The organism is Pediococcus acidilactici (assembly GCA_024970065.1).
GTDB lineage: Bacteria > Bacillota > Bacilli > Lactobacillales > Lactobacillaceae > Pediococcus > Pediococcus acidilactici_A.
Genome location: CP103908.1, coordinates 986891 through 1011818 on the forward strand (window position 1 = coordinate 986891; position 24928 = coordinate 1011818).

25 protein-coding genes and 1 other RNA gene are annotated in these 24928 nt (G+C 40.5%); 19 read left to right on the forward strand and 7 right to left on the reverse strand.

Translation table 11 applies throughout. The features are described 5' to 3' along the window. The first annotated feature begins 3 nt into the window (after nt 1-3). Entirely contained in the window at nt 4-495 is a 492-nt protein-coding gene (locus tag NYR25_04630; protein UWF34687.1) for a DUF5590 domain-containing protein, read from the forward strand. Nucleotides 496-509: 14 nt separating this feature from the next. Next, a complete protein-coding gene (locus NYR25_04635; protein UWF34688.1) occupies nt 510-1226 on the forward strand; it encodes a DnaD domain protein in 717 nt (238 codons plus the stop codon). Between the two features lie 46 nt (nt 1227-1272). Here the strand turns inward: NYR25_04635 and NYR25_04640 are convergent, their stop codons facing one another. Beyond that, complete coding sequence (locus NYR25_04640; protein ID UWF34689.1) at nt 1273-3594, reverse strand: penicillin-binding protein; 2322 nt, start codon at nt 3592-3594, stop codon at nt 1273-1275. A 33-nt stretch (nt 3595-3627) separates the two neighbouring features. Continuing rightward, nucleotides 3628-4227, reverse strand: coding sequence for a Holliday junction resolvase RecU (recU, locus tag NYR25_04645; GenBank protein ID UWF34690.1), 600 nt, complete (start codon nt 4225-4227; stop codon nt 3628-3630). A 155-nt stretch (nt 4228-4382) separates the two neighbouring features. On the opposite strand from recU, the gene NYR25_04650 reads away from it, so the two are divergent. The 12 genes from NYR25_04650 (at nt 4383) to NYR25_04705 (ending at nt 15708) form a co-directional block, all read left to right on the forward strand. After that, the gene (locus tag NYR25_04650; protein UWF34691.1) at nt 4383-4934 is read left to right on the forward strand and encodes a DUF1273 domain-containing protein; all 552 of its coding nucleotides are present in this window, start codon (nt 4383-4385) and stop codon (nt 4932-4934) included. 75 nt (nt 4935-5009) lie between these two features. Then, complete coding sequence (gpsB, locus tag NYR25_04655; GenBank protein ID UWF34692.1) at nt 5010-5351, forward strand: cell division regulator GpsB; 342 nt, start codon at nt 5010-5012, stop codon at nt 5349-5351. A gap of 18 nt (nt 5352-5369) precedes the next feature. Next, nucleotides 5370-5745: RNase P RNA component class B (rnpB, locus tag NYR25_04660), an RNA gene on the forward strand. Between the two features lie 89 nt (nt 5746-5834). Then, nucleotides 5835-6965, forward strand: coding sequence for a class I SAM-dependent RNA methyltransferase (locus NYR25_04665; protein UWF34693.1), 1131 nt, complete (start codon nt 5835-5837; stop codon nt 6963-6965). 10 nt (nt 6966-6975) lie between these two features. Next, nucleotides 6976-8082: an FAD-binding oxidoreductase gene (locus NYR25_04670; GenBank protein UWF34694.1), complete on the forward strand. Its 1107-nt coding sequence runs from the start codon at nt 6976-6978 to the stop codon at nt 8080-8082. Continuing rightward, a complete protein-coding gene (locus NYR25_04675; protein ID UWF34695.1) occupies nt 8082-8465 on the forward strand; it encodes an EbsA family protein in 384 nt (127 codons plus the stop codon). Before NYR25_04670 ends, NYR25_04675 begins: the two co-directional genes overlap by 1 nt. Before the next feature lie 6 nt (nt 8466-8471). Further along, nucleotides 8472-10139 (forward strand): formate--tetrahydrofolate ligase, encoded by a 1668-nt coding sequence (locus NYR25_04680; GenBank protein UWF34696.1) that lies wholly within the window; start codon nt 8472-8474, stop codon nt 10137-10139. Nucleotides 10140-10151: 12 nt separating this feature from the next. Continuing rightward, the gene (gene lspA, locus NYR25_04685) at nt 10152-10604 is read left to right on the forward strand and encodes a signal peptidase II (GenBank protein ID UWF34697.1); all 453 of its coding nucleotides are present in this window, start codon (nt 10152-10154) and stop codon (nt 10602-10604) included. A 9-nt stretch (nt 10605-10613) separates the two neighbouring features. Next, complete coding sequence (locus tag NYR25_04690; GenBank protein ID UWF34698.1) at nt 10614-11516, forward strand: RluA family pseudouridine synthase; 903 nt, start codon at nt 10614-10616, stop codon at nt 11514-11516. Between the two features lie 80 nt (nt 11517-11596). Next, nucleotides 11597-12130 (forward strand): bifunctional pyr operon transcriptional regulator/uracil phosphoribosyltransferase PyrR, encoded by a 534-nt coding sequence (gene pyrR / locus NYR25_04695; GenBank protein UWF32905.1) that lies wholly within the window; start codon nt 11597-11599, stop codon nt 12128-12130. Between the two features lie 28 nt (nt 12131-12158). Further along, a complete protein-coding gene (locus tag NYR25_04700; protein ID UWF32906.1) occupies nt 12159-13244 on the forward strand; it encodes a carbamoyl phosphate synthase small subunit in 1086 nt (361 codons plus the stop codon). Between the two features lies 1 nt (nt 13245). Then, nucleotides 13246-15708 carry a carbamoyl-phosphate synthase large subunit gene (locus NYR25_04705; protein UWF32907.1) on the forward strand — a complete coding sequence of 821 codons (2463 nt, stop codon included), beginning with the start codon at nt 13246-13248 and terminating at the stop codon, nt 15706-15708. Nucleotides 15709-15769: 61 nt separating this feature from the next. Here NYR25_04705 and NYR25_04710 read toward each other — a convergent pair whose 3' ends face one another. Then, complete coding sequence (locus NYR25_04710) at nt 15770-17485, reverse strand: NFACT RNA binding domain-containing protein (GenBank protein ID UWF32908.1); 1716 nt, start codon at nt 17483-17485, stop codon at nt 15770-15772. A 142-nt stretch (nt 17486-17627) separates the two neighbouring features. Here NYR25_04710 and NYR25_04715 point away from each other — a divergent pair, with 142 nt between their 5' ends. After that, on the forward strand, nt 17628-18038 hold the full coding sequence (locus NYR25_04715) for a transcriptional regulator (protein ID UWF32909.1): 411 nt from the start codon (nt 17628-17630) through the stop codon (nt 18036-18038). 85 nt (nt 18039-18123) lie between these two features. Continuing rightward, complete coding sequence (locus tag NYR25_04720) at nt 18124-18987, forward strand: DegV family protein (protein ID UWF32910.1); 864 nt, start codon at nt 18124-18126, stop codon at nt 18985-18987. 5 nt (nt 18988-18992) lie between these two features. Here the strand turns inward: NYR25_04720 and crcB are convergent, their stop codons facing one another. Next, nucleotides 18993-19343: a fluoride efflux transporter CrcB gene (gene crcB / locus NYR25_04725; protein UWF32911.1), complete on the reverse strand. Its 351-nt coding sequence runs from the start codon at nt 19341-19343 to the stop codon at nt 18993-18995. Next, nucleotides 19343-19744, reverse strand: a complete 402-nt coding sequence (locus NYR25_04730; GenBank protein ID UWF32912.1) for a CrcB family protein — start codon at nt 19742-19744, stop codon at nt 19343-19345. The genes crcB and NYR25_04730 overlap by 1 nt, the downstream gene beginning before the upstream one ends. A gap of 181 nt (nt 19745-19925) precedes the next feature. On the opposite strand from NYR25_04730, the gene NYR25_04735 reads away from it, so the two are divergent. Beyond that, nucleotides 19926-20282, forward strand: a complete 357-nt coding sequence (locus tag NYR25_04735; protein UWF32913.1) for a YisL family protein — start codon at nt 19926-19928, stop codon at nt 20280-20282. Between the two features lie 101 nt (nt 20283-20383). Here the strand turns inward: NYR25_04735 and NYR25_04740 are convergent, their stop codons facing one another. Then, nucleotides 20384-21316, reverse strand: coding sequence for a LacI family DNA-binding transcriptional regulator (locus NYR25_04740; GenBank protein UWF32914.1), 933 nt, complete (start codon nt 21314-21316; stop codon nt 20384-20386). Nucleotides 21317-21477: 161 nt separating this feature from the next. On the opposite strand from NYR25_04740, the gene NYR25_04745 reads away from it, so the two are divergent. Then, nucleotides 21478-21753 (forward strand): hypothetical protein, encoded by a 276-nt coding sequence (locus tag NYR25_04745; GenBank protein UWF32915.1) that lies wholly within the window; start codon nt 21478-21480, stop codon nt 21751-21753. A gap of 119 nt (nt 21754-21872) precedes the next feature. After that, a complete protein-coding gene (locus tag NYR25_04750; GenBank protein UWF32916.1) occupies nt 21873-23384 on the forward strand; it encodes a YfcC family protein in 1512 nt (503 codons plus the stop codon). 443 nt (nt 23385-23827) lie between these two features. On the opposite strand, the gene NYR25_04755 is transcribed toward NYR25_04750, so the two are convergent. Next, nucleotides 23828-24853, reverse strand: a complete 1026-nt coding sequence (locus NYR25_04755) for an LCP family protein (protein ID UWF32917.1) — start codon at nt 24851-24853, stop codon at nt 23828-23830. Nucleotides 24854-24928 lie beyond the last annotated feature (75 nt).

Sequence of the window (24928 nt, forward strand, 5' to 3'; positions counted from 1 at the left end):
ATTATGAAAAAAAGTAGACTTAAACACCCATTTTTGTTGATTATTTTTATTGTGGCTGCGTCAATTATTGGTTCGGCCGCGATTATCTTTAATGAAATCAACCGGCCCATCCGCGGCGACACGCACGTGGCTAAGACGATTGCGTTGGACAATACTGATTTGGCCAAAGTTGACCGGGTCACCCGGTTTGTTTATAACCAAACCGAATATACTGTTTCAGGATCAAAGAAAGACGGGACGAACATTTTCGTGGTGATTGCTGACCATGGTAAAAAAATCACCGTGTACCCTCAATCAGCCGGAGTGTCCGAACAAGCCGCCATTAAAACTGTTGAACAGGACTCTTCGTTAAAAGAAATCACGTCGAGTCGATTTGGGATTGTCAAGAAGCGTCCGGTATGGATGATTTCGTACATTAACCAGAAGGATCATTTGGTGATTAAGTTGATTGACTTTAAGACGGGACAAGAAATCAAACACGTATCCACGTACTAGATTAAGGAGTAAATATGCAAGACGTATTATTAAAGTTACTACAAGATGGTGACACTAGCATTCCTAACTTTTTGCTTGATAACTACGCAAAAATGGGGATGACCAATGATGAATTTTTACTCTATTTGCAAATCAAGAAAGAACAGGCCCGCGGAAATGGATTTCCGCCAATGGATAAGCTTGCCGCAAGTTTAGGCATTAATAGTCAAACTTTATTTGCGACTATTCAATCCTTGCAAGACAAGAAAATGCTGGAAATTAAACAGAGGCGGGATGGTCAAGGACAATTAACCGATTTTTACGACTTTAGCTTGTTTTATCAAAAGTTAATTGCACTATTAGACGGTAAAGCTGCAAAGGTAGTAGAAACCAAGTCGCAAGCAGACACTAATAATATTTACGACCAGATCCAGGTTGAGTTTGGGCGAGCCTTATCGCCAATTGAAATTGAAACGATCACGCAATGGATTAATAATGACCATTTTGCTCCGGACTTGATTCGGTTAGCGCTAAAAGAAGCGGTTTTAAACCAAGCGTATAACTTAAAATACATGGACCGAATTTTGCTGAATTGGCAGCAGCGAAACCTCACGACTGCGGCTCAGGTAGAAAACAGTTTAAAGCAGCGGCCCCATGGTGAAACGGAGAAGCATGCGCAAAATGACAAAACGCACGGTTCCAACATATACATCCCGCTAATCAAGCTTACGGAGCACAAAGAAAATAACTAAAAGCATAATAAAAAGACCTCCTAAAAAGGAGGTCTTTTTATTACGGTTAATTGTTAGAACTAGCGGCCGTGGTCTCAGCAGAAGGGGTTGCTGAAGAGCTAACTCCTGCACTGCTAGATGGTTCACTGCTACTGAACGAACTGCTTGACGATGAAGAAGCTACGCTAGAGGAATTATCATCTTCATTTTTGCTTTCATCTTGATTGTCCTGATCATCATCCTTATCAGAAGAAGAGGACTTGCTAGAATGACTAGAGCTTGAAGAGCTGCTGAAGATTGATGAGTAAGAACGTTTGTTATTCTTGGCGTAATCATCGCTCTTTCCAGAGTCGTCATAATCTTCACCAATTTGGTAGTACTCATTTTCACCTTTCTTACCAACCGAAGATGGCATGCTCCAATCGGCGTTAGATGAAAATTGAGACATGTAATAGATCATGTACTTCCACAGGTACTGTGCCAAGTTGGTTTGCTCTTGGGTTAGATACCCAGTAGTGGAGTTAGGATGATCAAATCCGGTCCAAACTGAAAGGGAGTAATCCTTAGTATAACCAGTCATCCAAGAGTCACTTGAAGCATTGCTTGGAATATCGTATGCTTCAGTAGCTTTTTTCGAGTAGGCAACGGTCCCAGTTTTACTTGCCATGTTAATACCTGGAAGGTTAGCTGCTCGACCAGAACCATTACTGTCAGTAGTAACCCCCTTAAGAATTGAAGTCATCAAGAAGGCGGTCGCTTTTGACATTGCCCGGCTACCCTTAGACTTGTACTTGTAAATCTTACCGTCGTTAGTAACTACTTTATGGATGTAAGTTGGCTTATGGTAAATCCCACCGTTAGCAAATGCAGCATACGCGGCTGCTTCTTGGAGGGTAGAAACGTATAGGCCAATCCCGTTACTTAGGGTGTAACCATCCTTATTGGTGATTCCAAGTCCCTCTAGGAAGTCGCTTGCCTTAGAAATTCCTACGTCTTGTAAAGTCCGAATGGCAGGAACGTTTCGGGATTGGATTAATGCATCCCGGACGGTCATGGTTCCCTTAAACTGGTGGTCAAAGTCGTAAAGTTTGGTGTTCGTTCCCGGATAGGTAAACGGAATATCCTTAACTTTTCGGTAGGTTGGCCACTTCAAGTATTCAAACGCCGGACCGTAATCCATCAACGGCTTAGCAGTGGAACCCGAACTACGGTCAGTTTGAACAGCCCGGTTTAAACCATAGGTGACGTCACCAGTTTTGCGACCACCGAGCATTGCGACGATTTTCCCGGTTTTGTTATCAACCATAGTGGCACCGACCTGAATCTCGTCGTCATTAAAGTTAACGGTCTGGTCATCATTTGCCAATTCATACAGTTTCTTCTGGGCGGCGTAGTCCATATTGGTATAAACTTTTAAACCGCCCTTGGTTGTGTCAAAACCTTTATCCTTAAGATCGGTTAATACTTCTTTGACGTATGGGTCAATAATCTTATTTTTCTCAGTGGATTCCGAACTGGTTTCGTGAGTGTCGGTTAATCCAGATTGAATACTTTCTTTTTCTGCTTGGTCTGCTTGTTGCCGTGAAATTTCCTTATTCTTTACCATGGCTTCCAAAACGGTATCCCGTCGTGATTTAGCATACTTAGGATTACTGATTGGATCATAGTTGGTAGGGGATTGTGGCATTCCAGCAAGTAATGCTAGTTGGGCTAAGTCTAACTTATCCAATGACTTACCAAAGTAGTATTTTGCGGCGGTTTCCATTCCGTAAACACCATTACCCATGTAGACCTTGTTAATGTAGAATTCCAAAATCTGGTCCTTGCTGTACTTCTTATCTACTTGTAAGGCTAGCCATGCTTCTTGGGCTTTAACCTTTAAGGTTCGATCCGAAGCATCCGTAGAAAAGACGGAGAGCTTTACTAATTGCTGGGTAAGGGTGCTGGCACCCTGTAAACCTAGTGAGGAGCCGGTAAAGTTAGCCAGTGCAGCCCCCACGATCCGAACTGGGTCAATCCCGTTGTTCTTATAGAAACGCCGATCTTCGATGGAAACAATGGCGTGTTTTAAGGTTTTAGGGATGTCTTCTTTTTTTACATACTCACGGTTCTGAGAACCTAAGCGAGTTAACACCTTACCATCTTTATCGTAAATCACGGTAGCATTATCACTAGACAACTGCGCTTCAGTAATCTTAGGTGCGCTTTGGGCGTAATACATAAATAAACCGCCCCCAAACACAATTAAAGCAACTAAAAAGCCTAAAGCCGTCAGTAGTAATTTCTTAACCCACGAAGAGGGGCCCCCTTTATTAGAATGGGAACGTTGCATTTCCGAATGTTGCGTTCGCCGCAGGGGCTGCTCACGATTGTTATTTCTACTATTCATATCTAATCTCCTTGCTCTTTAAAAATCGATTCGCTATATGATTTGATCTACCGCATCCAGGTATGGAATCAACGGGTTGATCTGGTAATTAATCTCGTAACCACTTTTTTCGAATTCAGAAAGCGGAATCGATTTTCGACCACCATTTTTGATATTTTTCCAAAACTTGAATAAGTCTGTTGCCGGTAGCAAAAATATCTTATCCAATTTTACAAATTTTACTATGGTAAAGCAAACGCCACCGACTTTTTGGCACTGTTCCATGTGGGTAATTTGATGTTCGTGAAAGTTACTTAATGGAAAGGAAGTTTTATTAGTAGTTTCCTTTGCATCAAAGTCAATGTATTTACCCTGATATACGCCGTTATAATCGGTAGTAGAAGCCTTGCTGAAGTATGCTTCTTTAATTCGCGCGGCACTTCGTTTAGGATAATCCACCTTTACAATTTGAATAGGGGTCGGCTTCTTATGTATTACGGCAACCCCACGCGATAAGTAGTAACGGTTGCTTTCGTTAATTTCTTCTTCTAAAGACATTCCCCGCTTTCCGTAAATGGGTACGGTTGGTTTTTGTGAATGGTCGGCACTTGAATGGTTATTAAGCGTCGAGCCAGTTGGGTACTTAAATTTCACGGTTCATCCTCCTGATAGCTTATTATACTATGCTAATTAGTCCTTTAGATTACAAAAGACTTAAAAATGAGGTTGATAAAAAACATTTTTATTTTTTTACGTATCTATAATGTAGTAAACTTCAACTGTAGATATTAAGAAACGGGAGCGAGAAAATGAGCCGGTTATGGTTAACGGGATACCGCAGTTATGAATTGGGAATTTTTTCAGATAGTGATCCTAAATTAGAGGTAATTAAGTTTGCTTTAAAAAATAGGTTGATTGAAAAAGTGGAAACGGGGACTACTTGGGTCATTGCGGGTCCGCAGTTAGGAACTGAACAATGGGGACTCACGGTCGCTAATGAATTAAAAAAAGACTATCCGGAATTACAAACGGCACTAATGGCCCCTTTCGCAGACTTCGGTAAGCAGTGGAAGCCAGAAAAGCAAGAACAGTTATCCGCGTTAAAATCCAAAGTAAATTTTTACGGTCAGGTCAGCGACTTGCCATACCAAAGTCCCCAACAATTAAAAAATTATCAAAGTTTTATGTTAGAACATACCGATGAAGCACTTTTGTTATATGATAGTGAGCGGGAAGGAAAAACTAAATATGATTTAACGGCAATTCAAAGATACCAAAACCAAAATGCGTATGACCTTACCACCATCGATTTTTATGATTTAGAAGATGAAGCTAACGCATACGCAGAAAACCATGAATAATTCTTTGAATTTCCAAGAAGTTTTGATACAATAGGATACAGTTATTTGATCAATAGTAATCAACGAGGTGCAGCAATGGACAACATTAATTTTACTCCAAAGGATATTTTGCAAAAAGAATTCAAACCGAAGATGCGGGGTTATGACCCGGCAGATGTCGATACTTTCTTAGATTCCGTAATTAAGGATTACGAAAACTTTGGGAAGGAAATCGAACGGCTTAAAGACGAAAATGAACGGTTATCAGATAAGGTTGACGAATTAGGTAAGCAAGTTTCCGCTGGTGCAACCGTTGAAGAATCAGCACCCGTTAGTGGGGCAACTAATGTGGATGTCTTGAAACGTTTATCCAATCTTGAACGTCGCGTGTTTGGTGCTCAACTTGAAGATAACGGCAACGATTCGCATCGAATCTAAATTAAATATCATTTTGTAAATCTCGGGTAATTGCGGCTAACATCGGTTAGCTGAGGAAAGTCCATGCTCGCACAAGCTGCGATGCTTGTAGTGTTCGTGCCCGGTGAAAAAATAAGCTGGGGCATCTGTTTTCAGATGACGGCAAGCCAACGAGCTAAAGCTTCGGCCATGCTCTAGTAGCTTTGAAAAGTGCCACAGAGACGATCTTATTAAGAAATTAATAAGTTGGAACGCGGTAAACCCCTCGAGCGGGAAACCCAAACTATGGTAGGGGAGCTTCACATCGTGGAAATGAACTAAGATGTGGGGGCAGATTTTAAATCTGCAGATAGATGATTACCCAAATTTAAATTTTTCCTGAGAATTTATTTTGGACAAAACATGGCTTATAGAGGTTTACAAATTCAGGGAGGCTAGGGTGAAAGTTTACTTTTATCCTAGCCTTTTATTTTACTAATAAACAATTCTAGTAGGGAAGTTATCATGAAAAATTACAAATTATTAGCAACCATGGCAAGTGGTTTAGAAAGTTTAACTAAAAATGAACTCAAAGATTTAGGCTACGCTGTCCAAACGGAAAATGGACGAGTTCGTTTTGAAGGAACTTTTGAAGACATTATCCGTACTAATTTATGGCTACGGACTGCCGATCGAATCAAAATTATTGTGGGAGAATTTAAAGCGGTCACTTTTGACGAACTGTTTGAACAGGTTAAAGCACTCCCTTGGGACGAGTTAATTCCCATTAATGGCGAATTTCCGGTGAACGGAAAATCTAAAAAATCACAATTACATAGTGTGCCCGACGTTCAAGCGATTACTAAGAAGGCGATTGTTGAAAAATTACGTGAAGTTTATCATTGGCGTAATCAATTGCCAGAAACCGGGGCTAAGTACGGTTTAGAGGTAAGTATCGATAAGGACCACGTCTTAATCACTCTAGACACTACCGGAGATAGTTTGTTTAAACGGGGATACCGTTTATATAAGGGATCTGCGCCACTTAAAGAAACGATGGCTGCAGCGTTAGTGATGTTAACTAACTGGCACGCCGATAAACCATTAGTAGATCCATTTTGTGGCTCAGGGACCATCCCAATTGAAGCAGCTTTGATTGGACAAAATATCGCGCCAGGCTTTAACCGTAGTTTTGCCTGTGAAAGTTGGGAAATGGCTGACAAAGAGTTGGTTGAGCGGGTTCGTGCGGAGGCGGACGAAAAAGCGGATTACGACGTTGAACTCGATATTACCGGATACGATATTGACGGAAAAATGATTGAGATTGCGAATAAGAATGCCGAGGAGGCTGGATTAGCCGGAATCATTAAGTTTAAGCAACAGGCTGTTAAGGATTTCAAAACGGATCAAAAAAATGGAGTGTTGATCGGCAACCCGCCTTATGGTCAACGGCTAAGTGATCAAAAAGCTGCCCGAGAAATTTATCGGCAGTTAGGTAACGTAACTAAGCCAATTCCAACCTGGAGTAAATACTTTATTACTAGTGACCTAGATTTCGAAAAGTATTACGGTCAGTCCGCCACTAAGAAGCGCAAATTATATAACGGAGCTTTAAGAACGGATTATTTCCAATTTTGGGGTAGACGTGAAAGGTAGGTCTTAATTAGTGAAAATTGCGGTTATTGGTAACGGAATTGTGGGAGCCACGTTCGTCAACGAAATGTTGGAACGGTATCCTCAAAACCGAATCATTCAATTTGATGGAATTAAAGGAACGGCGACCATTGCTTCTGCTGGAATCATTGCTCCTTGGCTGTCAAAACGGAGAAACCAGAAATGGTACCATTTAGCGCGGTTAGGTGCTGAATATATAAATGGGCTTGCTAGAAAATACGCCATGCCCGAAGATGTTTATTATCAAAGTGGGGTCATCTATACAAGGGATCAGGATGATAAGTTAAGGGAACTCTACCAACTTGCGGAAACAAGAATTAAACAGGCTCCCCAAATGGAAGAGTTTAAAATTATTGACCACCAAACAATTCAAAAACAATTTAATTTTATCCAAACAACCAATGACGGGCTGTTTGTAAAGGGTGGAGCCCGAATCGATGGGCAACATTTTATTGATTTTTTACAAAAACGCAACCAGGGAAAGGTTGAGCTACGACGTGAAATAGCTCAATTAAGTCGGCAAGGTACACAAATACTGGTCAATAACGAAAACTTTGATTTGGTAATTTTGGCTTGTGGAGCATGGTTAAAAGAAACTTTGGCGCCCCTCGGCGTAACGGCGCTAACTCGTCCTCAAAAAGGACAACTTATTGAAGTCAAACTGCCTAACCATGCGCAAGTTCCTGCAGATGCACCAGTCTTAATGCCCGAAGGTGAGCGAGATTTTATTCCAACTAATCATGGAACTTTGTTAATTGGGGCCACTCACGAAAATGATCAAGGATTTGATTTACAAGTCAGTTCGCAAATTGTGGAAGATTTGTTAGCTAGTGGACAGCGGGTAATTCCTGGACTAACTGAAGAAATGGTTAAAACCGTTCGGGTAGGGACGCGGGCATATACAGCAGATTTTGCTCCGTTTTTCGGTTATTTACCAGATTTCCCTGAGATTATGGTGGCGTCTGGTTTAGGTTCTTCGGGTCTAACCACGGGACCAATCATCGGAAAATTACTGGTAGACTTAATTGCGGATCCGCAACTCGACGTTAGCTCTTTAACAAAGCCAGTCGCCGACTACGTGAAATTAGGAGGAAACTAATGAAAAAAGTGGAGAGTTTTTATTACCAGCCTGATTTTTTGAATAATATAATCTCGTGGTGTTGGACATTTTTGATTTTAATTGTGGGGGTCATTTTCTGGCTTGAAGTTACGATCTTCAACTGGATTACCGCGGTTTTCTTTGCGGTTTTTGTGATGGTAATCAGTATCCAGACGGTGAGTCGAACGGTGGAAGTGATTGGATCAGAGTTAATTATTAACCGAGTGATTAAAAGTAATTTTACCGTACTGAGCATTGCTAACATTAAAGATGTTAGTCGCGGAAAAATGTCGATAAGTTTCCAATATGATCATAAAAGATATAAACTATTGATGAGGCGTCGCTCAGTAAATCGCCTTTACGAAATTCTGACAAAGGAGTAGATCACCATGAACGATATTGAGATTTCCCAACACGCTAAAATGTTACCCATCCAAGAAATTGCCCAGCAAGCAGGTTTTGCTGAAAAGGCTGTGGAACCGTATGGGCGCTACAAAGCAAAGATTGATATTTTTGCCGAGGACGAGCAAACTAACTCTTTAGGTAAATTAGTTTTGGTTACGTCAATTAACCCAACTCCTGCTGGGGAAGGTAAGTCAACGGTTACCGTAGGTCTGGGTGACGCGCTAAATGAAATAACCGGCTCCGCAATGGTTGCGTTAAGAGAACCTTCTCAAGGTCCCGTAATGGGCATGAAAGGTGGCGCAACTGGTGGCGGATATTCCCAAGTGGTTCCCATGGAAGAAATCAATTTACATTTTACTGGCGATATGCATGCGCTAACAGCCGCTAACAACACGTTGGCTGCCTTGATTGATAACCACATTCAGCAGGGAAATCAGCTCAATATCGATCCGCGGACCATTGTTTGGCGGCGCTGTTTGGATATTAACGATCGCGCCTTGCGGAACATCGTAATTGGAATGGGAGGTCGCTTTAGCGGAGTACCGCGTGAAGACCACTTTGATATTACCGTAGCTAGTGAGCTAATGGCAATTCTATGCTTGGCAAAGAGCTTACCAGACCTAAAAGACCGGATTAATCAGATTTTGGTGGCTAAAAACTACTCGGGTAATCCAATTTTCGTTCGTGATTTAAAAGTTGGCGGCGCAATTACCGCCCTTTTAAAAGATGCTTTGAAACCTAACCTTGTACAGACCTTAGGGCATACACCAGCGTTAATTCATGGTGGCCCATTTGCGAATATTGCGCACGGGTGCAATAGTGTCTTAGCGACGAAGACCGCACTTAAGCACGCCGACTACGCAATTACGGAGGCCGGATTTGGTGCAGATTTAGGTGCTGAAAAGTTTTTGGATATTAAAACGCCAGTATTAGGCAAGAATCCTGATGCAATCGTGATTGTAGCTACTGTACGGGCATTGAAATACAACGGCGGTGCTAAATTAGCAGATTTGCAAAATGAAGATCTTACTGCATTACAAAAGGGATTCGTAAATTTACAACGCCATATTGAAAACATGCAGCGTTATCAAGTGCCAGTGGTGGTTTCAATAAACCACTTTACTTCTGACACGGATCAAGAACTTGCCGAACTAAAACGCTTAGTTGAAGAAATGGGTGTACAAGCAGTAGTCACCGATGCATGGGCAAAAGGTGGTTCGGGTTGCCGAGAACTAGCACAAACCGTAATTTCAGCCACTAATTCAGACCCTGAGACTACGATGCAGCCACTATACGACGTGGCAGCACCAATTCAAGATAAGGTTAAAACCATTGTACAAAAAATATATGGCGGGGCGGAAGTTCAGTATTCTGCAACAGCTCTGAAAAAAATTAAGGAATGTGAAAAGTATGGCTGGGATAAGCTGCCAATTTGTATGGCGAAAACCCAGTACTCCTTTACGGATGATCCTAAACAATTAGGAGCACCGACTGGATTTACTATGCACGTAAACGACATCAACATTCGCTCAGGAGCGGGATTTTTAGTGGTATTGACGGGGAAAGTGTTAACCATGCCTGGTTTACCTAAGCAACCTGCAGCATTAAATATCGATGTGAACGATAAAGGAGAAATCACCGGACTATTTTAGTGATTAGAAGTTATGAAATACATTGCTTATATTGTAGGATTGGCACTTTTAGTAGCTGATCAAGTATTTAAATTATTTATTAACCAAACGATTCCCTTAGGTGAGGTCCGGTCACTAATCCCTGGCGTACTATCGTTGACTAATTTGCGTAATGATGGTGCAGCATGGAGTATTTTGGCAGGAAATCAGACTTTGTTTATCTTGATTACAATTCTCGCTTTATTAGTTTTAGGCTATTTGCTAATTACGCAGCGAAACTACGTTTGGTACCGTTGGGGACTAAGTTTAATGATTAGTGGGACGCTGGGTAATTTTATTGACCGCATTCGTTTAAAATACGTCGTTGATATGTTTCAAATGGAGTGGTTTAATTTTCCGATTTTTAACATTGCTGATAGCTGCTTGACCATCGGGGTGTTCATTTTAATGATTGCAATCATTCGGGATAAGCGAATTGAAGAATAAGGGGATTTTATGAAAGAAATTAATTTTACGATTGACGACCAGGCAAAGGGACGGTTAGACAAAGTGGTTACGGAACACGTAGCTGACTTAACCCGTTCCCAAGTGCAAGGTCTGATTAAAAAAGGACAAATTTTAGTTAATGAGGCTCCAACTACTAACCGCTACCAAGTTAAACCAGCTGATCAGGTGGTAATTAAATTACCTGATCCTGTAGCAATTGACGTACAACCAGAAAAAATGGACTTGGACATTGTCTATGAAGATGATGACGTAATTGTTGTAAATAAACCACAGGGCATGGTTGTACATCCTGCTCCAGGGCACGATCACGGGACGCTAGTGAACGGACTTCTAGCACATACGCCCTTGGCGACCATTAATGGTGAGTTACGGCCTGGAATTGTGCACCGGATTGATAAGGATACGTCCGGATTGCTAATGGTTGCTAAAAATGACCAAGCGTTAGTAAGCTTAAGTAAACAGTTAAAGGATAAAACCAACCAGCGCAAATATTGGGCAATCGTCCATGGCAACATTAAAGAAGACACCGGTACCATTAACGCTCCGATTGGTCGTTCTAAAAAAGATCGCAAAAAAATGGCGATTATTGAAGATGGCCGACCAGCGGTTACCCATTTTAAAGTTTTGGAACGGTTTGGTGAATACACCTTAATTGAATGCCAATTAGAAACCGGACGCACCCATCAAATTCGGGTACATCTTAAGTATATTGGCCATCCCGTAGCAGGAGACCCGTTATATGGCCCTCGAAAGACGCTAAAGGGGAATGGCCAGTTTTTACATGCAAAATTACTAGGGTTTAAACATCCGCGAACTGACAAGGAAATGGTGTTTGAAGTTGATCCGCCAGCGATTTTTCAAGCTACTTTAAAAAAATTACGGACACATTAAGAACTTTTGGAATAGGTTAAAAAAAGATTTAGATAACGTGAATATGGCGTTGACATCAAAATTACGGAGGAGCTGACATTATGGAAAAAGAAATTATGGATGCAATGGCGATGAAACGGGCGTTAACCCGGATTACATATGAAATTATCGAACGGAATAAAGGTGTGGAAGATATTGTTTTAATTGGCATTAAAACGCGGGGAGTTTACATTGCCAAACGAATTGCCGAGCGTTTAAAGCAATTAGAAAATATCGATATTCCGGTCGGTGAATTAGATATTGCGGAATATCGGGACGATCAGCGTGATGGAGCTGGAAAGCGTCCAACTAAATCGAATGCTAACTTATCAAAAATCGATTTGAAAGATAAGAAGGTTATCCTAATTGATGACGTATTGTATACTGGAAGGACTATCCGGGCAGCAATGGACGCCATCATGGATATTAACCGGCCTGCTCAAATTAGTTTGGCCGTTTTGGTTGACCGGGGACATCGTGAATTGCCAATCCGGGCTGACTTTGTAGGCAAAAATATACCAACTGCCCAAAACGAAAAAATCAACGTTTCTGTACGAGAAATTGACGACGAAGACGTTGTGTTATTAACGAATTAAAGGTGCACTAAATTGTGGAGGTGGCATTATGGCAGACCGTTACTTAATTTTAGAAGATGGTTCTGTTTTTAAAGGCAAAGCATTTGGCTCACGAGCAACCACCTTTGGCGAAGTTGTTTTTAACACCGTAATGACCGGCTATCAGCAGGTTATTACTAATCAGATTTACCATAATCAAATTATTGTTTTTTCTCAACCAACCATTGGTGCGGTCGGCATTGACCGCTCGAGTTATGAATCAGTTGATCCAACTTGTAAGGGGGTAATTGTCCGCGACGTTGCTGACGTTTCTATTAACCGACGGCGGCGGCTTTCGTTAGACGAATACTTAAAGCGGCAAAATATACCCGGAATTTCTGGAATTGATACCCGTGCATTAATTAAAAAGTTGCGCACTAACGGTAAAATGAAGGGAAGTATTATCGATCCCGTTAAGGATTTAGAACATGCCTTCGACCAACTACGGGCAATTGTGTTAACGAATCAGCAGGTAAACCAGGTCTCGACTCCAAAACCATTTCCGAATCCTGGGAATGGTAAAAACGTGGTGGTAATTGATTTAGGGTTAAAATATGGGATTTTACGCCAGTTAAATCAACGGGACTGTAACGTCACGGTTTTAACTTATTCGGCAACTGCCGATACAATTTTTAGTTTAGACCCTGACGGAGTAATTATTTCTACGGGCCCCGGAAATCCTAATGATTTACCAGCCGAGGTTATTGAAATGATTCAGACGGTTCAGCGTAACAACATTCCACTATTTGCGATTGGTTTGGGACACGAAGCGTTTGCGATTGCTAACGGCTGTCAAATTAGTGAATTAACGTCCGAACACCACGGCGCTAATCACCCAATTTTATCAGTAATTACCGATGAAATAATGTATGCAGCACACGGGCAAGGATATACGGTGGATCCAGCAACGGTTAACCGTAAAGATCTAATTGTTACGCACTACGATATGATTGATCACTCGATTCAAGGATTACGTCATCGGGATTTCCCCGCATTTAGCGTTCAATTCTTCCCTGATAGTTCACCAGGACCTCATGAAGCAACCGAAATGTTTGATGAATTTATGGAAATGATGACGACAAGAGGGGGCCGTTAAGTTGGCTAGATTTCACGCAAGAAATGTTTTAATTATTGGCAATGGACCAACTCAAATTGGTCGAGATACGGAAAGTGAAGCTGCAGCAGCACAAATTGTAGAAATTTTTGCAAAAAAGGGACGTAACCTTTTTTACGTCACTAACGATGCTAACTCCGTGATACCACAATTAGACGTACCAATCAACTTTATCGTTACTGAACTAACGGTAAATAATTTAATCCAAATTCTTCGGGAACATGAAATTGATGTTATTTTGCCCGTAGTGGGCAATACCGGCGGTTTACAACTGGCAGAGCAGCTAAATGAGTCCGGAATTTTAAAAGAGCTTAATATTCGGACTATGGGAGTTACCACTACCACCATCCATAACATCAATAACCCTGAGTTAATGAATAAAGTTTTGCGACACATTAAGGAACCAATTATCCCAACCACGGTGGTAGAAAAAGAAAAAAGCGCAGTAATGTTTGCTAAGCGAGTGGGTTTCCCAGTGTTAATTAAGCCAATTGCTTCTTTAACTAAAACCAACCGGATTAAATGCGATAATGAACACCAGCTACAAGAAGTGCTGGAAACGGCTTTTAAAGTGTCTACAACTAACCAGGTTGCCGTAGAAAAGAGTGTGGTGGGCTATAAAGAAATTGAAATGACCGCCATTCGGGACGCGGAAGGGTCGAAATTACTCATTAATGGTGCGGAGGATCTCAATCCAATTGGGGTCCATTCAGGGGATTCGATTATCTTTAGTCCTACCCAAACGTTGACCGATACTGAATTTCAGGAACTACGCGCGTCAGCATTAAAAATTACCGAAGTATTAAAAATTAAGGGTGTGTGTCACGTTCAATATGCACTTGACCCTACCAATGGAAAATACTTTGTAACTAGAATCAACCCGTTCTTTGATCGCACTACGGCATTTGCCGCACGGGCAACCGGTTATCCAGTTGCCACGGTGGTTGCTGAGATTTTACTAGGCAAGAACCTGCGTGAAATCGAACTTACTGGCGTACAGAAGCATGATGCATTAACATTGATTGAACCTACGCTTGACCACATTGCCGTACGTTTCCCAACGTGGTCATTTGCTAGTTTTAAAAACGCGGATCAAGAACTAAATACGAAAATGAAGTCTACCGGAGCCGTAATGGCCTTTGGAAGAAGCGCGGAAGAAGCGCTTCAAAAAGCGATTCGCTCCGTTGACTCAACCACGGCCGCAGAACAAGCGGCGCTTGACGAGTCTCAGTTAAGTGAAGCCCAGTTAATTAACGTGTTAATTCATGAACGCGCGGGAGAAGTCTATTATCTACTAGAGGCTTTACGACGCGGGTACACCGTAGATGAGCTCGCAGAAATGACCCACATTGATGCCTTTTACTTTCACAAGTTACAACATCTAATTAAGGTGGAAAATCGGCTAAAGGCGCACCATTTTGACGCCGATGCCTTGCGTGAAGCAAAGTACTTTGGTTTTGGGGATACGCAGATTGCTCACCTCTGGCAGGTAACGCCAAGTGAAGTGCGCAAATTTCGTACTGAAATGGCAAAAGTTTTTCCTACCTATAAGGGGGTTGAGCCGACTGCTGGTGAATTTCCATACCTTACTAACACTTACTATTCGACTTTCGAAGATGAAGACGAAGTCGTCCAAATTTCTGGTAAGAAAGTACTAGTTTTGGGAACTGCAAATAGTCAGGTGGGAACCAACAGCGCTGCAGAATACACGACTTTCCAAACTTTACGTCGCTGTAAAGCATTGGGGTACAAGGTAATTTTAATTAACAATAACCCTAACGCCGTCACTTTTAACCAGCAATTAGCGGATAAAGTTTATTTAGAGCCGTTAACCGTGGAAAATTGTTTGAACATTATTCATCGCGAGAAACCTGATAAGGTACTTGCCCAAGGGAAATGGCAAATTGTTACCCAATTAACTGAGCAAAATATTAAAATTGCACAGATTCCGTTAAGCCGGACAACTCGGTCCGAAAATATCGGTGCTGATTACATGGCCGTAATTAGCAAAATTAATGGGAAGACACACCTGTTTGGAATCATTGGGGTGGATCAAAGCCGTTTATTTAGTTTTGACGAAAATCCTGCTGTGGAGCCCCAGTTAGATACGTCCGCGATTGACGAAGAGGCACGCCAAATTCGGCATGACGGCATCTTTTCGGTAATGTTAAAAAAGGAAGCCAATATCCTAAAAGTCATCAGTTGTGTACCGGTGGCAATCCAGGATCTACCATTCTTATCACTGGCGTTTAACCAAGATTTTGCGGGAATGATTACGGAAATTACGCTTACCGGCACGTATCAAATTAAAGATCGACCGGTTCAACACGCTAGTTATCATTATGAGCACGTTTATCCATACAAACAATTTGGCTTACCACAGCCCCAAAAGGCACCTTATTCTTTGGCAATCGGTGCCAAGTTAGAGCAAGCTAAAAAGGACTAAAACTTCAAAAAAAAACTGTCATAGTAGTCAATTGGTTGACTTACATGACAGTTTTTTTGAACTATTTTTGGTGCATCAATTTTTGGACAAGGGTAATTTGCGGCGTAACTTTTAGAGTGCGTTGTCCTTCGTAAATTACGAACCCGGGTTTAGCTCCATTAGGCTTGCGAATGTTTTTCACTGGTACGTAATCAACGGGAACGTTAGCCGAATTTTTCCCTTTTGAGTAGTACGCAGCTATTGTGGCAGCTTCCAACAATGTTTGCTCTGAAGGGTGGTTACTTTCGACGATAACGTGAGACCCAGGAATATCTTTAGCGTGCAACCAATAGTAATCTTTTTTAGCAGTTTTAAGTGTTAAACGATCGTTCTGGGCGTCATTTTTACCCACTAAAATTTGGGTTTGGTCGCTAGAGATAAATTGTTCTGGTTTACTAATGACGTTTTTGACGCGCCGCTTTGGATTCTTTTGCTTACGAAGATAACCTTCGTTTTCCAACTCGATTTTAATTTCAGCCAAATCTTCTGGTTTAGCTAAGTCAATTTGTGTTTCAATATTGTCGAGAAAGGCAATTTCACTTTCAGTTTGCTCAATCTGTTCGCTAACGTATTTAACAGCGTTCTTTTCCTTCTGATACTTCTTGAAATACTTTTGAGCATTTTGCGATGGTGATAATTGATTTGACAATTTAATTGTGATGGGCCGGTTTTGATCATAAAAATTTGGCAGTTCTACAGAGGTCATGCCCCGTTTAACTTGACTTAAGTAGGTAGTCAGAACTTCTCCTTTTACACGGTAACCATCCGCATATTGGGTTTGGGCCAAAGTACTTTGAAGTTTTTTTAGTTTTTTACGATTCTTTTTTAGTTCGTTACGTACCACCCGGATTAGTTGGTGGCCCCGTTGTTGAACGCGGTCACGTTGAACTTTTTCGAAATAATAGCGGTCCAACATCGTTGAAAGACTGTCGAAGCTTTGAAGATTCGATTGATCAGCAGTTAACGTTGGTTGAGCTGCAGAGTAGGTCAATTTTGCGGCTTTAGACTCGTAAATAAAGCCTTGAGGATTATCGTTAAATTCCTTAAGAAAGCCACTAACAACCCTTTGATGGTCTTGACCATTAATTAGCCGGTAAGCTAACTCTAACGCGCTTTCCTTACCAAATCCTTGAAAAGTAGCTTGAATTTGCTTGGCTAAAACTTCATAATTTGGGTAATCCCGTAATAAGTCTTTCCAGACGGGGTGAGCTACATTATCAAACGGATTCAATAAATCTTGAGCGGGCGGGGTAATGTACTGCGCTCCGGGGATTAGCATCCGGTACCGGTTTTGATCAGCGGAAATGTGTTTAATCGTATCAATAATTTTTCGTGAATCGCCCAGATATAAAATCACGTTGCTCCGGCGACCCATGATTTCAACTGACAAGATTACGTCTTCTTCATCACCAATATCGTTTCGGTGGGAGAAGGAGAAGTTAATAATCCGGTCGTTATCTAGCTGGTTAACTGATTTTAAAATCGCCCCTTCCAAATGTTTTCGCAAGCTCATCACAAAATTACTTGGAGTCGCTGGATTAGAGAGGGCTTGGTTGGTCACCTGAACACGCGCATAATTAGGGTGTGAAGAGATCAGTAAAGGAACGTTCTTTCGGTTTGCTCGAATAGTGAGCACAAGTTCACTTTGATAAGGTTGGTAAATTTTGGCAACGCGGCCACTTTCAAGGCTGCGCAATTCATTAACCATGGCATGGGTAAATAAACCATCAAAAGCCATGTAATCAGTCCCTTCTAATAATTAGTTACTAATTCCAAGTATACCGTTTATAGATTTTAGTTGCAAAGAATTGCTTATTTGTATCATACAACAAATAAAGTTGTATAATACAAATAAAGGGTAATGAAGGAGAGGATCGCTCATGAAAGCAAGTTTAACTGCTCTAGAAGAAATTGCTCATATTCGTAATAGTTATCTAAAAAAATACTGTAGTGAAATGGCGGGAACCATTGCAGATTGGAAGATGGTTAATTATGTTAATGACGCTCGCTTAACGACTTTGAATTTGGTTGAATTGAGCGGCCTAGATAAGTCGACCGTTAGTCGGCAATTGAAACACGCCGCTCAGCATAATTTTTTACAGAAGCACAGTAACGATTCTGACCAACGTAAAAGTACTTTTACAATTACTGATAAGGGTAGTACCTTAAAATCCTATGTTAATCAGCAGATGGCCAAGTTCGATCAACGGCTTTTTGATAACTGGAGCGAAGAGGAATCTGCCATGTTTCAAATCTTAATTAACCGGGTATTAAAAAACGCGTTAAAATAGGGTTATTCTATTAAGTTATGAGAGCATTCAGCCAAGAATTATGGTATAGTGATTGTTATGGATTTTAAATGAAGTAGGTGTACTAATGAAAACAGCTATTGTTACTGATAGTACTTGTTATTTAACGGATAAGGAAATTGAAGAAAATAATATCACCGTTGTACCAATCCCAGTAATTATTGACGGTAAAAGCTACAAGGAAGGCGTTGATATCACTACTGAGGAATTTTATGAACGTCTTCGGACCTCACAATCGTTTCCTAGCACATCTCAGCCACCACTTGGCGAAATGATTGAGTTGTATCAAAACTTAGCTAAGCAAGGTTATCAAAATATTATTAGTATCCACTTAGCTAGCACAATTTCTGGTTTAGTAGCCAGTTTGAAGAGCTTAGAAGGCACCATCGACGGGGTTAACTTAGTAGTATATGATTCACAGTTAACCATCCGCTTAATGGGAGTTTTAGCGTTAGAAGCTGCACGGATGGCAAAGGAAGATGCTGAAATTGATGACATCATTGCCCGGCTAGATTTCTTGCGTTCCACCTTCGACGAATACTTTGTGGTGGACGACTTACAAAATTTAGTTCGCGGTGGACGACTTTCAAATGCGTCGGCGTTCGTGGGAAGTCTATTGAAAATTAAGCCAATTTTGACTTTTAATGATAAGCATGAAATCGTGGCCTTTGAAAAGGTCCGGTCTCGTAAAAAAGCGATGGCACGGGTAGAAAAATTATTTGCGGAAGCCTATAAATCCGTTGATTACCCATTGCGTGCCGTAGTGATCCACGCTAATGATGAAAAAGGTGCAATCAAATGGCGGGAAAGTTTAAAAGAAAAGTATCCGAGCTTGCCAATTGATATTTCTTATTTTGGCCCCGTTATTGGAACCCATTTGGGAGAAAAGGCCATTGCTTTAGCTTGGTTAATTGATTATACAAAAAAATAAACGGATCAAAGTTGGCTGCCAAGGGCTGCCAAAAATAATCCGCCTAGTAAACTCGTGAGTGCGTAAAGCATCGCGAGTTTTTTGGTATTTGGTTGCTTGAAAAGGGTAACTACCTCATTAGCAAAGGTCGAAAAGGTCGAAAATCCGCCTAACACGCCACTAATTAACAGCACTTGAACGAGGGGATTAGCAATTACGGTGGTCAGATAACCAATTCCAAAGCAAGCGAGCATGTTAATTATAAAGGTGGACCAGGGAAAGCTTTTTGAAAGAGTTTTTCGGTTGATAAAGGTAGTGGTCCAAAAGCGAAAAAGAGCGCCTAGGGCACTGCCAATGCTAACAATTAATAAATTCATTATTCCCAATCCTTTCGATAATGATGAAGAATTTGTTTTCCACTAGCTTGGCCAACAAAAGCGCAGAGTATCCCTAAAAAAACGGAGAGAACCAAGAAACTACCGCCATTCAGCCATTGGTGATGTATCAGATATTTGTCTGAAGAGAGGATAAACGTGGAAAACGTTGTAAATCCACCCATTAACCCGGTGGTGAGGCCGACGTTAATGAAATCTGAAGTTTCCAATGCAGTTAATAACCCACCCGTTAAAACACCTAGCAAGAAAGAACCTAAAAGATTAATGATTATTAGATCAAACGGAAAAGTCGAGGCACTGCTTTGAAAGACAGATTGTAAAAGCATCCGAAGGCCCCCACCAACGGCACCAAAGAATGCTACGCTAATACTTGTCTTAAACAACTTTATTTCAATTCCTTTCAAATAAAAATAAGCAACTTTAAATAAAGTATCATAAATTAAGACTTCGGCATAGCGGTAAATAAGATTTCAGTATGGTTACATTTAAGCACTCGTATCTACCTCATAGGTTCATCTATGCTAAACTACTTGAGTAAGCTTAAAATTAAAGGGGTTACTTTGCATGTCAACAATTGAATTTCTTCATAGTATTGTGTGGATTCTAATCGGAATGATTTGTGCGTACGGATTAACAATTGATCAATTCCAACAGACTCTAATTGCACAGTACAGTTCGCGAGTGTTATACATTTTCGCTATTTTTACGGGCCTATTTAACGTGGTTCATACGGTTGCCATGTCACCATTATTAGTGTGGGTACAATTTATTTTAGAAATTATTACCATTGGTTTATTCGACTTCTTATTGACCTATAAACGAAATAAACGTGGCTTTAAAAGTAGTTTTGTAATTTTACTTATCTTTGCATTTTCACTCACGTCATTGCTTGCCGTGGTGATTCAGTACTTTTATGGTTAATCAAATTTTACATAAAGTCATCTTTAAGCAACATACGATCAAAAAACAGGCTGGTAGTGTGCAGCCTGTTTTTTTGTGTTGTATTTTATAATTTTAAGCTTTCAGCGAATGATTAAGTCAGATTCAATTGCGATTTGACGGACTTCTCCTGAAATAGCAAGGCGGCCTGCTGCTTGTCCCAACTGACGAAGGTGGTGATCAATAGTGGAAATTTTTAAGAGCTTCCCTGAGATTTGGTTTTCTTGTCCCATCATTTTCGGCAGTGCTATGCGGTTATCCACGTAGTATTGATAAACACCGGCGACTACGTCATCAATATTGCCAAAAATGAAGTCGGGTTGTAACTGAGCAATTCTAGCAGCGGCTTGATATGCAACTGGGTGGCTATCTACCCCGGCAAAAATCAGTTGATCATCTGGAAAAGCACCGAAAACGTCCCGATAAGCTTGTAAAGTTACCTTGCTAGTCGCACTCAGTTGGTAAGAACGGCTTAAGGTAATCGCGATTTTAGTGTACTGATTTTTTTTAATCCATTTGAAGGCGGCTATGTAAGTTTTTTGCCGTAAAACATAGGCTGCCGCGATATTAGTAATCCCCGGGTCTTCACAACAAATGACCGGGCCATACTTTTGATAAGTTGCTAAACGAGCCAACGGTAGCTTATGCGAAGTGAAAATGAGGGCATCAAAAGCTTTTCGGTGCAATTTTTCTAAGTATTTTATTTCAAGTTGTTCATCGTAGTGTGATTCTAAAACAGAAACGTGGTAGTCCGCGGCAAAAGCGGTGTCCATGATTCCATTAATTAATTCTGTAAAAAAAGGATGCTGCATTTCTGGGATTACGATGCCAATCGTGTTTGACTTGCCCTTGCTTAAATCCCGGGCAAGAGCGTTAGGTACGTAGTCTAGCTCGTCAATCACCTGTTGGATAGCCTGCTTTGCTGATTGAGATACGTAACCGGTTTGATTAAGAAACCGGGAAACGGTGGATGCCGAGTATCCAGATTTTTTGGCAATGTCTCTGATGTTGGTCATGTGGTCCATCTCCTAACCCTGATAAGTCTATTTTAATATATGAAACGCGTTTCATAACAAATTAGGCGAAAAGGAACCCGTTCCATTTTGAAAAAAGGGCGCAGAGCTTGCTGTGGAACCGATTTCCTCCCTTAAAATTTAAGGTGAAAGGGGAGGTTTATATGTATACCTATTTTGAAATAATTGCGGGGAGTCACCGGCAAATGTATTACGCTAACCTTAAATGTCAGGATGGCTATTTAATTATCTCAAGCACTAGTAAATTTAATTGTTCGATAAAGTTGAGCGATATCATTTACGTTGCCGAAAGTGACTTTTTAGGAACTAAAGTATATTCGTTTAATTACCAGGGAAATCAGTTAAAATTCTTTGAAAATGGCCTGGGAATTGGTGAATACCTCCGAAAACAATTCAAAGACATTTTAGTTAAACTTTAAAGTTAATACACTTGAAAGGCTATAATTTGTAGGCTAATAATTGTTTTTTTGCTCAAAAAAACTTATCATCATTCTAGGTACTGTAAAGTTCAATTTGAATGAAAGGTGATGAGATGACAATGAGCAAAAAGTTTAAGTTCAAAATGCCATCCGCGTATACCGTTTTAGTATTTATTATTATTATGATTGGTATTTTAACGTGGTTTATTCCTAGTGGTCACTACGCGATGGATAAAGCCGGGCGCATTATTGCTGGAACTTACCAGCAAACTGGATACCGTCCGCAAGGAATTTGGGATATTTGTATGGCACCCATTATTGGAATGATTGGAAACAAATATACTGATGGCGCCATTTCAATTTCGTTATTTATCTTGGTAATCGGAGGATTTCTAGGAGTTGTTAATAAAACCGAGGCCTTAGATAAGGGGATTAATCAAATCGTCTATAAGTTACAGGGGCGAGAAAAAGCACTCATTATTATTCTAATGATCCTATTTTCCCTTGGTGGAACAACTTTTGGCATGGGGGAAGAGACGATTGCGTTTTATCCCTTACTAATTCCGGTGATGATGAAGGTAGGCTTTGATTCGCTTACTGCCGTTGGGATTGCGTTAATTGGGACCCAAATTGGGTGTTTAGCTTCAACAGTTAACCCGTTTGCTACGGGAGTTGCTTCTCAAACGATTAATATTTCGATGGGAGACGGATTATTTTCCCGGATTCTTTTGTTAGTTTTATTCGACGTGATTAGTATTACGTTTGTTTACCGCTACGCTACTAAAATTAAAAAGGATCCTACTAAATCTTTGGTTTACGGACAACGAGAGGCGGATCAAAAACGCTTTTTGCAAGGATTTGACGAAAGTAAAGCTGCGGAAACCGAGCAATTAACCAAAGCACAAAAACGAGTTCTCTTCATTTTCTGTTTAACCTTCGTGATTATGATAATCGCCTTAATTCCATGGAGTTCAATTAACCCGAACTTCACTTTCTGGGATCAATCGGTAAAATGGCTAACTGGCATTCCATTTATTGGTAAGCTGCTCGGAACGGACATCGTTCCGTTTGGGAGCTGGTACTTCAATGAAATCACCATGCTTTTCATCGTGATGGCGGTTGTAATTATGTTTGTGACCCACATGAAGGAAAGCGAATTTATTGAAGCTTTTATGAATGGAATGAGCGAGTTATTAAGCGTAGCAATCATTGTGGCGGTTGCGCGGGGGATTCAAGTTATCATGAACGACGCTGCAATTACGGATACCGTCCTTCATTGGGGCGAAATGGGGCTCAAGTCGTTACCTAAGACCGTTTTCATTATTTTAACCTACTTGTTCTACATCCCAATGTCATTCCTAATTCCGTCGACTTCTGGATTAGCATCCGCAACGATGGGTATCTTAGGTCCAATGGCAAACTTTGCCCACGTTGCTGAAAGTACCGTAGTAACTGCGTTTCAAGCAGCATCCGGCTGGGTAAACTTGATTACGCCAACGTCTGGAATCGTAGTTGGTGCGCTAGGAATCGCACATGTTAACATTACAATTTGGTGGAAATGGATGGCTAAATTAATGGTCGTTTTATTGATCGCCACGTGTGTATATTTAGCAGTACTAGCAATTATCTAAAGTTATCTTAATTAAATAAAAAACACGTACTTTATCAGTGAATCAAATTGTGCACTGGTAAGTACGTGTTTTTTATATTGCAATAGTGTTTGAAGAGCTACGACCATCGTTAATTGGTAAATTTAAGGATTTTAAATAAATTACACATAAGAAAAGTAAAACTGTTTGAGGAGCAATTAGCTAATTCGGCAAAACGTTATCAAAAGTAAGAGGGAGGTAGATAAAGTTGTAAATGAATCGCTATAGACTAATTTTCTTTTTCTAGTTTACATAATATATATTATACAAAGTAGACCTAGAATTTAATTATGAAGAATATTTGTAAAAAACAAAAAATCTATGGTCGTTGCTAACGGCGTTTTGTTCGTGCCGTAAGTCGCCATAGATTTTCTATTTAAGTTTATGAACGTTGTTTCAGTACTAGTTCCACACCAACCACTATACTAATAAGTATTGTCCGTATAGTAAGTGGTATCCAATCCTGCAGTATCGTACATGGTACTGTTAGGATCACTAAAATAATCCTTGTTTAAAGCATTCAGCCTTGTCTCTGTATTGTTTAACTTTTTCGACGTTAGTCCAAGTGTTTTTCGGAGCTGGTTTGAAGCCATTTGCAAGTTGCTGGTGGCAATTACTTGGTAAGAGCTTCCGTTGATCCATGCTTCGCGACCGATTAATTGTTTTGTTACCACGTGTTTCGTACATTGGTGATAATGCTTAATTAACTTCTCGATTTGCTGCGTAGTTAAATCAGTACTAATGTGTGAGCCTAACTTATTCATTAAAGACGGTATCCTTAGCATATATTGCGGAGCCTGTAATTTATGCACGATTTGCATTAAAACTTCTTGCTGGCGTAGTTGACGGCCATAATCACCACGCGGATCTTGGTAGCGCATCCTGGTATAAGCTAAGGCTTCTTTACCGTTTAAATGATGGGTACCTTTGGGAATTGTTTGGCCATCAAAACTAACGTCAATATCAGTTTTAACGGTTACCCCACCCACAAAATCAACTAAATCTTTTAAAGCTCCCATATCAATGGTTACGCTATAATCAAGCGGAACACCTAAAAAAGCGCTAACAGTTTTCTTAGCAATTGGGGCTTTACCGATTTCATAAGCTGCATTAATTTTCTGAACGTCCTTCTTAGTACCATTAGTTTTAATTTCGGCTAATGAATCTCTTGGAATTGAGTAAATTAGCGTTTGTTTAGTTTGCGGATTTAACGTTGTAATCATCATCGAATCGGATAACCCTCGGTCAATCCGTCCATCAGAGCCCGTGTCGACACCTAATAACAGCACAGAAATCGGCTTACGCCGGTTAATTTTATTAGATACCGAAAAAGAGCTCGTTTTTATGGTTTTAAACGCTTTATATTCGTAAAATTTAAAAAGTAAAATTCCCACCACTAAAATTGTTAGTACGATTGACCCTGCATAAATAAATGCTTTTTTCGTTCTCATAGTATTTTCCCTCCTGTTCTTAGGAAAACTAAACCATCTTTGAATCGATTCATCAGATTAAAGCTTAGGTGTTGC